The organism is Pseudobdellovibrionaceae bacterium, assembly GCA_015163855.1.
GTDB lineage: Bacteria > Bdellovibrionota > Bdellovibrionia > Bdellovibrionales > UBA1609 > JAAOIH01.
The window spans coordinates 1-10,992 of the sequence record JAAOIK010000036.1 but is presented as its reverse complement, the minus strand read 5'-3'; the positions used below and the strand labels follow the sequence as shown (position 1 = coordinate 10,992).

Here is a 10,992-nt window from a genome sequence, read left to right as displayed (position 1 = left end):
ATCTAATCTATTGTAACTGAGTCTTTACTTTTAACGCAGACAAACCTATTATGGTTGGGCTATTGTTTTTGCTTTGCACCCGTAGCTCAACTGGATAGAGTATCAGATTTCGGCTCTGAGGGTTAGAGGTTCGAGTCCTCTCGGGTGCACCATCTTTTTCTTTTCTAAAAAACTTAAAAATTCTTAATTTTTAAATAATCTCAAGTACTTGCAAGAATCCGCATAGCTAGACTTAAGGCTGTTTTTATACTACACTAGTTCTTCTACTCTAAATAAAACAAAGGACTTTTTATGCATCATAACTCTGCTATAACAAATACTTTTTATAAATTTTTGATGCTTAGCCTACTTAGTATTTTTACTCTAAATTCCAATATCAGCTTAGCCTCTGTTAATAACTGTAACTCTAAAAACTTTTTATATGAGGTTGCAGGGGGAGAAAAAAACACAAAAGAAAACCCTTCGGCCAAACAGCTTAGTAGTGTTAAAAAAAACTTAATTAAAGTTTGTAATTTTTTTAAACCTGCAAAACTACAAATACCCAAAAAATTAAGCATATTAGTGGTTAAAAAAGCTAACACTGCCTTCTTCCATGGGCTATTTAATATACTTTATATCCCTATTCAATTTTCACTTAAAAAAGGCACTGCTAAACACCCTGTTCACTCCCTGCCTATCGCTGTTCATGAGCTAGGTCATGCTTACTTTAATAGCAATATCTATAGCCTAACAGAAAATAAAACTTATCTATCTATACAAAGTGAGTGGAAATATTTAAGCCCTAATGCCGCTACAATGGAAAGACAACAAAGGCTAGATTACTCTGCACCTTTTTCTGGCTTAACAGAGCTTTTTGCAGACTGCTTTTCTGCCATTTACTTTAAAAGCCCAAAAGTCATTACAGATGGCTTATTTTTTACTGCTATTAAACAAACCCATAAAACAGCAAAAAGAAGAAGTTTTTTAAATAGAAATTTTCAACACTTAGTAGGGAAAAAAGTTAAAAATACAGACTCTCATCATCAATTTGATAAAGCTCGTTATCACTTATGGAAATACTACTTATCTAATGCTAAATATAAAAATAAGCAAAAAGTAACAAAAACTTTATTACAAGTATTTAATAACTTTTTACACCAAAAACAAAGTGAAATTAACTTTAAAGAAACAGATATGCTTATTGCCAATGATTTACTAATTGCATTTATTGATAAACATTTTAAAAACCTTTACAAATAATTTTCTTTTTCTACAACTAATAAAAAAAGAAAATTATAGAAGACAAGCTCTTATTTTTGTGGCTTATAGTAATTTATGATTTATAAAATAACTAGCTCGAAAAATGACCATTTTAAACGCTTTAAAAGTTTATTTACTGCTAAAGGTATAAAAAAAAGTAATTCTTTTTTTTTAATGGGTCAAAAATTAATAGAAGATGCATTATTAAATAACTTTTATCCTTTTTCAGAAGTCATTATTCCCGACAACTACCCTGACGAAAAACTAGAGGCATTAAACTTAAACTACTTAAGCTCTAAATATTTAGACGACTTAAACCCTTACCAAAGAAGCAAAGCCAAAAATGAAAAGCTACAACTAAAAGACTTGCACGGTTTTGTTTTACAAAAAGAGCTATTTGCCCAGCTAGATATTATGAACACCAAAGCCCCCTTGCTTGTGGGCCACTGCCCTAAAATAAAACCCATTAACATAAATGAAGAAGCACAAGGCTTAGAAGTTTTATGCGCTTTAGGAGAACCACACAATTTGGGTTCTTTATTTAGAAGCTGCGAAGCTTTTGGTATTAAAAAAGTAATTTTGCTTAAAGAAAGCTGTAGCCCCTTTTTACCAAAAGTTATTAAATCATCTAACGGAGCAGCCCTTCGACTACAATTAGAGCAAGGCCCTTCGATTACGCAATTAGAAACCTACACCCATGTTAACAAAAGCCCCTTTGTGGCCTTAGACTTAAAAGGACAAAATTTAGCAACCTACACTTGGAATAAAAACACGCGTTTATTAGTGGGACAAGAAGGCCCTGGTTTACCCCGTAACATTGCCGTCGAAAAAGTAACCATTCCCATGAGCCCAAAATTGGATTCTTTAAACTCCACAGTGGCCTTAAGTATTGCACTATACGATTATACAGCTAAATTATAAAAAATATTTCTCTGCACTTTGCACACTTTTCCACAAATACTGTGCTTGCAAATCTACAAAATTATTTTTTGTAAATAAACATTCTTTTACTTTGTGAGACTTTCGATATTGAAAAATATAACTTAAACTAATAGCAGCTGCCACAGAAATATTAAAGCTTTGCGAAAAACCCTGCATAGGTATTTTAAAATTTAAATCCACCGCCTCTTCCATTTCTGCACTTAAACCTTTGTGTTCGTTACCCATTACAATAATATGAGGCACAGAAAAATCGACCTCCTCTATAGGTTTGGCAGCTTTTAAAGATGTTCCATAAATTTTATAAGAGGCGTTTTTTATTGTATCTATGCTTGTTTGCAAACTATTAAACTTAGTAATATCTAGCCACTTATCTGCACCTTGCGACACTCTGTTAGCGGTTTTTTTATTTTTTTTATTATAATCTAAAATATAAAAGGGCATAAAACCAAAAGCTTCGGCACTTCTCATTACTGCATTGATGTTTCCTTGATCATAAATATCCTCCATCAACACACCCACATCAAAACTGCGACTGGCCACCACTTTTTGAATTTTAAGCCACCTTTCTTCTGTGGCAATAGTGCTTAATTTTTTTACCACTTCGTTAGAAGATAAATGAGAGGGAATAATTTGGCTAAAAAAAGAACTATTATGTAATATTTTTTTTGAAGACATTTTTATAAGCTCTACAGCGTGGTAAATGCTTGCAAAGCTTCTTTTTGAAATTCTGGTAACGCAAAAGCGGCTGTATGTAATTGCGCATTATAGTACTTAAATTTTAAATCACTATTTTCTACTTTAGAAGACTGAAAATCTTTAATGGGGTGTAAAGTTTTTGAACCTAAAATAAAAGACCAAGCCCCTCCTGGATAATAAGTGGAGTTGGCGTAATTATACACTCCTGTTATTGGAAAAAATGTACTAATAATTTGGCATAATTTTTTTTGCATATCAAAATAATAAAAAGGCGACTCCCCTTGAGCTACAACAATGCCGTTGTCAGACAAACACGAATAAACATTTTTATAAAAATCATCATCAAACAAAGGGCTTGCCGCACCCACGGGGTCGGTAGAATCTACTAATATAACATCGTACTTTTGTTTACAATTTTTAATAAAATTAATTCCATCTTCTATATACAAATGCAATTTGTCATTTTCAAAAACTTGCGCTGTTTGAGACAAATGTTTTTTGCAAGCCTCTACTACAGCAGCATCAATTTCTACCATGTCACACAATTCTACACTAGAGTGTCTTAAAACTTCGCGAGCAGTACCACCATCACCTCCCCCAATAACTAATACTTTTTTAGGATTAGGATGTAAAAATAAAGGCACATGGGCAATCATGTCGTGATAAACAAACTCATCGTGAGTAGAAACCATGGCTACATTATTATTAAATAACATGGTTCCATAATAAGTGCCTTCTACAATTTCTACTTTTTGAAAGTTAGATTGCTTACAATATAATTGTTTTTTGTACGCGTACTGCAAAGATAACTGTTCATTTACTTTTTCTGTAACTATATTTTTAGACATTGGGCTTCCTTTTGTTCACTATGATTACTAATATACGAAGTAAACACCGCTTTATAGGCTTTACTTATATTTTTACTAAAAGTGTTTCGAGACACATACGATTGTTCTTGTAAATTAATTATGGGCTTTTGTACATTTTGAGGAAGGTACGATATACAATCCAAACTCCGTGGCTTAAATATATTTACAAAGTGTTTAACTAGCTTAGCTTCATCGGCCAAGGCCATGTTGGTTTCAAAACTTACATAAGATACAGGCTTTTGAGGGGTAATGTGAAGGGTGTAATAAAAATCGTCTTTAATAGCATTAATAGAGTAACCCGATGGAGAAAAAATATAATCATTAATTAGATAGTCTGAAAAAAAAGAAGGCAAATTTAATAATTTTTGAATATCTTTTTTATTTTTACAAGTGCTAAAAAATTTCATAGTTTTTAAAGACAGGCCACTAATTAAAATCTGCGTAGTTTGATCGGTGCTAGAAGAAGTGTAATTTTTATTTAAATAATACATTAACATATGATGCTCATCTAGCTCGCCCAATAAAAAAGCCTCGCCATTATCGTATTTATTTAAAGTAGCAACATCTTCTTTAAAAGAGGTTTTTTGTTCTAAAGGTAGATATTCATTTTTTCTTTCGTAAATTAAAAATTCGATGTTTTTTTTATCTATGTTTTTTAAAATGTATTCTATAGAGCTAATTAACTTAGATTGCCCACAGGTAATAATCAAAATACGGTGATCCCACACAAATAAACTAGATTCGGAAAGCAGGTAAGCCTCTATATTTTTGTTACTAATAGACGATAGTATTTTAATATTAGCTAAATTTAAAATATCCTTCCACAAAGGTTGTAGTTTTTTTTTAATATTAACTTCTTTAGAAAATATTATTTCTACTTTTTTTTCTGTACCTTCAAAAAGCATGGTAAAACCTTTATAAGCTACGCGCTAAATCTTTAGTAATGTTTTTTTGATGAGCTTCGATGGTGCCTCCGCCAATTTCTAATAATTTAGCATCGCGATACAAGCGTTCTACATGGTATTCGGAAACATAACCGTAACCCCCTAAAACTTGAATGGCACGATCGGCTACTTTTTTTGCCATCGTTGAGGTTACCAATTTTACTCCGTCTGAATGTAACCTTTGCCCCTGACTATTAAAATCTAATTGTCTAGCCACATTGTAAACATAACTACGGCAAGCCCAATACTCTGCAAAACTATCTGCAATGTATTTTTGAATTTGACCAAAATGAGAAAGTGACTTTCCAAAAGCTTCTCTTTCTTTTGCATACCGATTCATAATATCTAAACAGCGTTTAGCAATACCCAAGCTCATAGCTGCTAAAGTTAATCGCTCTAATTCTAAATTTCGCATCATATGAATAATTGAAGAACCCTCGGTGCCCATTAAAGTATCTAACGGAGCCACACATTGATCCAAAACTAACTCGGCCGTATTAGAGGCGCGCATTCCCATTTTATCTTGAATTTTTTGTCCCACAGAAAAACCTTTACACTGAGGGTTTAAAATAAAAGTGGATAACTGCGCTTTATTGTCTTTACTTTCTGTTTGTGAATACAAAAGCACTACATCGGCTAAAGTTCCTTTTTCATCAATAGTTCCATTGGTAATCCACATTTTTCGACCATTTATAATATAGTGATCGCCTTTATTTTTTGCCTGTGTTTTTAAACCTAAAATATCTGTACCAACATGAGGCTCTGACATGGCCATAGCACCCACCCACTCCCCAGAACAAAGCTTAGGTAAATAGATTTTTTTTTGTTCATTAGAGGCATTTTTATAAATATTATGAACACACAACATACTATGAGCTAAGTAAGCTAAACAAAACCCGGGGTCAGAGTAAGATAACTCTTCGTGAGCAATAACCGCAGATACTGCGTCCATATTAGAACCGCCAAATTCTTCAGAAACAGTTAAGCCTAGTAAACCTAAATCGCCTAAAGAGCGAAATAAAGGTAAATTAAATTCTTCTTTTTTATCAAACGCTGCTGCTTGAGGCTCTACCTTTTCTTTAACAAACTGTTGAAGCATTTTGCGCAATAACTTATGTTCTTCTGTGGGTTGAAATAAATCGATTTTAGTAAAGCTCATGCTGTGCCTTTTTTTATTTTTCTTCTTTCATTTCTTCTTCTACTAAACAAACACCATCGACTGCAGAGTTTTCTATAAATTGCGATTCTACATTTCCTGTATCCACCGTAACATCGCCAAAACATTTTAACTGACAAGATAAGCGTTTTTGATCTAAAAAAAATCCACTACCAACAACACTTTGCTCTTTTTGGGTAGGAGGTAACAAATTTTCTTCCCCCTCAACCACATGCACTACACAAGCTCCACAAGAGGCTCTTCCATTACATACACTTCTAATACCAATATTATTTTTATGAGCTAATTCCATAATCGTTTGCTCTTCGCTGATGGAAATTTCTACATTTTGTGGCAAAAATTTAACTTTCATTATAAAACCTTTTCTTTAACTATTTTAATTAATCCACTTTAATGGATAAAAATTTTCTTTTTCCTATTTTTAAAACAAAATTTTTACCATTAATTAAATCTATTTGCATTTTTTCATCTTCTATTTTTATCGTATTTTTTTCGAAAATAAAGGACACCCCTCCCCCTTTAATTAATCGACGCACTTCTGATTTAGAATCTACTAAATTAGTAGAGGCAATAAAATCTACCACGGATAAATGAGTTGCACTTTTATACACCTTTTGTTCAATATCCTTAGGCAATAGCTTTTTTGCAAAAATTTTATCAAACTCTACTCTAGCTTTTTCTGCTTCTGCTTTAGAGTAAAAACAGGATACAAAAAATGTAGCTAAATTTAACTTAACTGTTTTGGGATGTTGTTTTCCACTATCCATATCTTGCTTTAACTGTTTTAGCTCTTCGACACTTAAATCGCTAAGTAATTCGTAATAACGAAGCATTAACTTGTCTGAAAGCTTCATTGTTTTTCCAAAAATATCTATAGCCTTATCCTCTAAAGCAATATAGTTATCATAACTTTTAGACATTTTTTTAACTCCATCTAAACCTTCTAATAAAGGAAGAGTTATTACCACTTGAGGTTCTTGCTTAAAAACTTTTTGTAAATGTCTTCCCATTAATAAATTAAATATTTGGTCGGTTCCACCCAATTCTACATCGGCTTTAATAGCCACCGAGTCATAACCTTGAACCAAAGGATACATAAATTCGTGTAAGCTAATAGATTTATTAGCACTAAATCGTTTTTGAAAATCATCTCGTTCTAACATTCGCGCCACAGTGTACTGACTTTGCAAATGTAAAATGTCTTGAAAGGAAAGCTTAGACAACCACTGTGAATTGTATTTTAAATCGGTTTTGCTTTTGTCTAAAATTTTAAAGGCTTGGTCGGCATAGGTTTTTGCATTATTTTTAATGTCGTTAGCTGTTAAAATGGGTCGCGTTTCATCTCTTCCCGAAGGGTCACCAATTAAACTGGTAAAATCGCCCACTAAAAATATTACTTTATGGCCAAAGTTTTGAAATTGTTTTAGCTTATTTAATAAAACAGCATGGCCTAAATGCAAATCGGGACGAGAGGGGTCAAAACCTGCTTTAATAATTAAAGGTTTTTTTTCTTCATAACTTTTTACTAATTTTTTTAACAAGTTATCTTTCGAAATAACTTGTTCCACACCCTTTAATAATTCTTTTAATTGAGCTTCTGGTTTTAACAAAACTTCTCCTTACTGAGCGTAACCAATAACTCTAATTTCTCGAAGAACATTAACGGTTACCTGACCATAAGAAGACATTTCTCTTTCTATTTTTTTAGAAATATCAGAACTTAACATTTGTGCTTGCTTATCGGTAACCTGACCACCGTCTACAATAACTCTTACCTCTTTACCCACTTGCAAGGCGTAAGTTTTTAATACTCCCGCAAAACTATTACCAATAGACTCTAAATCTTCTAAACGCGAAATGTAACCAGCAACAGAAGCGTTTCGCGCCCCCGGTCTAGCTTGAGATAATTTGTTGGCCGCTTGTACAATGTTACCCATTAAAGTACCACTGTTTTCTTTTTCATGATTGGCAATAGCCTCGCAAATATGCACTTTTTCATTATACTTTTTAGCAAGCTTTGCCCCCACTTCGGCATGATTTCCCTCTATGGTGTAATCCGCAGCTAAACCAATATCATGAAGTAAGCCTGCTCGTTTTGCAGACTTTACACTCACTCCCAATTCTTCTGCTAATAAACCGGCAATATAAGAAACCTCAATACTATGCTCGTATAAATTTTGTGAACCTCGGGTTCTAAATTTTAAATGTCCTATTAATTGACTTAGCTCGTGGTGAAGCCCATACACTCCCACTTCAAAACAGGCTTTTTCTCCCAATTCTTTAATATAAGAAAATAATTCATTTCTTACCTTACTTACTACTTCTTCAATTCTTGCTGGGTGAACACGACCATCTTCCATTAACTTAGCTAAAGTTTGTTTAGCAATTTCGCGCCTTACTGGATCAAAACAAGAAATCACCACTGTGCCAGGAGTTTCGTCTACAATAATGTCGACCCCACAAGCGGCTTCGAAAGTTCTAATGTTTCGCCCCTCTTTTCCAATAATTCTTCCCTTCATGTCTTCGTTAGGTAAATCAATAATACTAATGGTTTTTTCCGACGAAACTTCACTAGCGTAACGAGCAATAGCTTGGCTTAAAATAATTTTTGCTTGATCATTAGCCGTTTTTTTAACATTTTCTTCAATTTGCATAGCCATGGGAGCTAGTTCTTTTTCGACCTCTAAGCGTAAAGATTCTTTTAATTCTTCTTTAACTTGTTCGGGGCTCATTCCCGCAATGCTTTCTAGTTTAGATGTTAATTGTTCTTTTTCTTTTATGGTTTGCTTTTCTAAATCTTCTAAACGAAGAGTGTGCCGATTTAATTGCTCTTCTTTGTTTTTTAATTCTTCTATTTTTGCATCAATAACTTCTTCGTCAGACTTAAAAGAATGAATTTGTTTTTTTTCAAAATTTTCAAATTCTTTTTCTTTTCTGTCTATTTCTAATTGGCGTTTTTTAATATCCGATTGCACTTCATTGTAGGCTTTAGATTCGTATTCTTTTAATTTCATATCCGAAAGCTTTTGCATTTTAGCAGCTTTCGATTTAGCACGATTAATAATACGATCCACCTCTTTATCCACTACACCTCTTTTTTTAACATCTAGTAGCTTTATTTTTGCCTTATATAACAGAAAAGAAATTCCATAACCTATGGCAAAGCTAACTACAATAAATATAATATTGTCCATTGTTTATTCCTTAATTTTTAATGAGTTCACTTTTTGTAAAATGCATTTATCAGTAACAAGAAAATCCATAGCCACATCATGATTTTCTGAAGGAAGTGGCTCTTCTAAAACATAATCACTAAAACTAATACCTATTTTAATGCCTTTGTAATTTTTTAAAAACTTATCATAAAAGCCACCGCCAAAACCCAATCGCATAAAGTTTTTATCAAAGGCCACACCAGGAATTAATAACACCTTAGGGGTAAGGCTTTCTTTACTACACTGAGGCTCCCAAACACCCAAATTACTTTTAACCCAGTATTTTTTATTTTGAAGATTAGTTGTGTGCAAAGCCTCTTTGTCTGCCGAATAAAAATGTAAACCCCCGTCTTGCACCTTTGGAAAACTGCAAGGATAAGGCAAGGTAGAGAAAAGCCCCTTTAAAGGAACCTCTCCATTTAAAGAACGATAAGCACCAATAGAAAAGTCTTTACCGTTGTCTTGGCTAATGGATTGTAATAATTGTGTTAAAAAACCAATTACACAGTTTTCTTTTTTTAGAAAATCAGAGTTATATATTGGTGCAACACCTTTACGCTTTAGTAAAAAAGCTTTTCGCATTGCCTGTTTTTGTACAGTTTCTTCTGTCGTTTGCACTATTTACCTTATTATAACTTCTTTTTATTTTATAAACTTAAGCGGTTAAGCTTATTTTATAAAATTTGAGAAGATTCTAAGGTTGAAAAAATTTTCTGTGCTTTTTTCTCTAATTGTCCTAGAGAATTTGTGGCCTGTTTTTTAGTTTCAAACAACTCTTCGGTTAGAGACAAACTAATTAAAATCATTGCGTTTTGGAAAGAAATACCCTGACTAGACTTGGTTAACTCCCTAAACTTTTTATTTACAAACTTTACAATAGCTTGAACTTCCTCTTTACTTTTAGAGGACTTAATATTAACTGCTTGTTTTCCAACTCTAATTTCATGTATGCTTGTTTGCATAAAACCTCAGAAACATTTTAAATTTTTTCAACCCTTAATTTAACTTAAACTTAACTATCTCCTTTAAAGATAAAAGAGGCTATTAAAAATGTCAAACAGGCTCTACTAAAACAGTTTTAAGCAATGGCAGCATTTTATAAGCATAAACTAGGTTTAATAGCTTAGATCTATTATGCGGTGCAATATGTTCTGCGCCCGTATTGGGCCATTTTACAACCAATGGCTTTTCTTCTAAAAAATCCACTATTTGCACATATACTTTAAAGCGCTCTATCACCTCTAAAGAAAACACAGAGTTTTTACATAAAAAAAATTTTATACACTCATTTACCGCTTTGTCCTGCTTGGCCATGTCCATTAAGTTAGCCAATTGATAATGCCCATTCCATCGGGGGTCATTTAGGCTAGAGTTTGTGATTTTAAATTTATCTATAATTTTAGCATCCCCGGTTTTAGAATCATCAACAGAACAAATAGCATCTGCGGTAGAAGAGCCCAGCCACTGAGTAAAATCCTTTTGCAAGGGAGTGTTATTAAGAAACTCTTTTAAAGGAAAGTGCATTAACAGGCAAAGCAATTGATAAAGGGTATTTAAAGATTGAACTTCGGCTTTGGTAAATTTTAATTGTTTTAAATCCTCTATAAACGACAAAGCCTTTAAAGACTTTTGAGGTAAATCCGATTGAGCCACAATAATACTTAATAACAAAAAATAGGGCTTTAATAACTTGTGTTGCTTTTTTTGCTCTTGGCAAAGAGAAGATTTTACTGCCGCCTGTGGCTTTAATAAATAGTTACTAGTATCTAACTGCGCTAGTTTTTCTTTAATGTCAGCATACCTAAAGTGCGTAAATAACACCGGTAGCACAGCGTATTCTTTTAATAACTGTAAAGCCTTTACCAAGTTTGCAGAAAACATTTTTCTAAGCTCTGCACCTAATCTTTCTT

The 10,992-nt window shown here is 32.9% G+C and carries 12 protein-coding genes and 1 tRNA gene; 3 read left to right on the top strand and 10 right to left on the bottom strand.

The annotated features are described in order from the left end of the window. The first annotated feature begins 75 nt into the window (after positions 1-75). From HAW63_04465 to HAW63_04455, 3 genes are all read left to right on the top strand, one after another. A tRNA-Arg gene (locus HAW63_04465) sits at positions 76-152 on the top strand. A 139-nt stretch (positions 153-291) separates the two neighbouring features. Beyond that, a complete protein-coding gene (locus HAW63_04460; protein MBE8163221.1) occupies positions 292-1,239 on the top strand; it encodes a hypothetical protein in 948 nt (315 codons plus the stop codon). A 75-nt stretch (positions 1,240-1,314) separates the two neighbouring features. Further along, on the top strand, positions 1,315-2,160 hold the full coding sequence (locus HAW63_04455) for an RNA methyltransferase (GenBank protein MBE8163220.1): 846 nt from the start codon (positions 1,315-1,317) through the stop codon (positions 2,158-2,160). On the opposite strand, the gene HAW63_04450 is transcribed toward HAW63_04455, so the two are convergent. From HAW63_04450 to HAW63_04405, 10 genes are all read right to left on the bottom strand, one after another. Next, positions 2,155-2,856: an RNA methyltransferase gene (locus HAW63_04450; GenBank protein MBE8163219.1), complete on the bottom strand. Its 702-nt coding sequence runs from the start codon at positions 2,854-2,856 to the stop codon at positions 2,155-2,157. The two genes, HAW63_04455 and HAW63_04450, sit on opposite strands and share 6 nt — an antisense overlap. A gap of 11 nt (positions 2,857-2,867) precedes the next feature. Beyond that, complete coding sequence (gene speE, locus HAW63_04445) at positions 2,868-3,725, bottom strand: polyamine aminopropyltransferase (protein ID MBE8163218.1); 858 nt, start codon at positions 3,723-3,725, stop codon at positions 2,868-2,870. Next, positions 3,710-4,651, bottom strand: a complete 942-nt coding sequence (locus HAW63_04440) for an adenosylmethionine decarboxylase (protein MBE8163217.1) — start codon at positions 4,649-4,651, stop codon at positions 3,710-3,712. The genes speE and HAW63_04440 overlap by 16 nt, the downstream gene beginning before the upstream one ends. A gap of 10 nt (positions 4,652-4,661) precedes the next feature. After that, on the bottom strand, positions 4,662-5,849 hold the full coding sequence (locus HAW63_04435) for an isovaleryl-CoA dehydrogenase (protein MBE8163216.1): 1,188 nt from the start codon (positions 5,847-5,849) through the stop codon (positions 4,662-4,664). Between the two features lie 13 nt (positions 5,850-5,862). After that, a complete protein-coding gene (locus HAW63_04430) occupies positions 5,863-6,219 on the bottom strand; it encodes a (2Fe-2S)-binding protein (protein MBE8163215.1) in 357 nt (118 codons plus the stop codon). Positions 6,220-6,247: 28 nt separating this feature from the next. Beyond that, a complete protein-coding gene (locus tag HAW63_04425) occupies positions 6,248-7,477 on the bottom strand; it encodes a tyrosine--tRNA ligase (GenBank protein ID MBE8163214.1) in 1,230 nt (409 codons plus the stop codon). A 9-nt stretch (positions 7,478-7,486) separates the two neighbouring features. Beyond that, positions 7,487-9,061, bottom strand: a complete 1,575-nt coding sequence (gene rny / locus HAW63_04420; GenBank protein ID MBE8163213.1) for a ribonuclease Y — start codon at positions 9,059-9,061, stop codon at positions 7,487-7,489. 3 nt (positions 9,062-9,064) lie between these two features. Further along, positions 9,065-9,700 carry a 5-formyltetrahydrofolate cyclo-ligase gene (locus HAW63_04415; GenBank protein MBE8163212.1) on the bottom strand — a complete coding sequence of 212 codons (636 nt, stop codon included), beginning with the start codon at positions 9,698-9,700 and terminating at the stop codon, positions 9,065-9,067. A gap of 56 nt (positions 9,701-9,756) precedes the next feature. Further along, positions 9,757-10,044 carry a cell division protein ZapA gene (locus tag HAW63_04410; protein MBE8163211.1) on the bottom strand — a complete coding sequence of 96 codons (288 nt, stop codon included), beginning with the start codon at positions 10,042-10,044 and terminating at the stop codon, positions 9,757-9,759. Positions 10,045-10,135: 91 nt separating this feature from the next. After that, positions 10,136-10,992: hypothetical protein (locus HAW63_04405; protein ID MBE8163210.1), on the bottom strand; the 857-nt coding region annotated here is incomplete at its 5' end.

Coding starts and splice junctions, on each gene's coding strand:
- HAW63_04460 (MBE8163221.1), top strand. CDS start 292: ATGCATCATAACTCTGCTATAACAAATACTTTTTATAAATTTTTGATG.
- HAW63_04455 (MBE8163220.1), top strand. CDS start 1,315: ATGATTTATAAAATAACTAGCTCGAAAAATGACCATTTTAAACGCTTT.
- HAW63_04450 (MBE8163219.1), bottom strand. CDS start 2,856: ATGTCTTCAAAAAAAATATTACATAATAGTTCTTTTTTTAGCCAAATT.
- speE (MBE8163218.1), bottom strand. CDS start 3,725: ATGTCTAAAAATATAGTTACAGAAAAAGTAAATGAACAGTTATCTTTG.
- HAW63_04440 (MBE8163217.1), bottom strand. CDS start 4,651: ATGCTTTTTGAAGGTACAGAAAAAAAAGTAGAAATAATATTTTCTAAA.
- HAW63_04435 (MBE8163216.1), bottom strand. CDS start 5,849: ATGAGCTTTACTAAAATCGATTTATTTCAACCCACAGAAGAACATAAG.
- HAW63_04430 (MBE8163215.1), bottom strand. CDS start 6,219: ATGAAAGTTAAATTTTTGCCACAAAATGTAGAAATTTCCATCAGCGAA.
- rny (MBE8163213.1), bottom strand. CDS start 9,061: ATGGACAATATTATATTTATTGTAGTTAGCTTTGCCATAGGTTATGGA.
- HAW63_04410 (MBE8163211.1), bottom strand. CDS start 10,044: ATGCAAACAAGCATACATGAAATTAGAGTTGGAAAACAAGCAGTTAAT.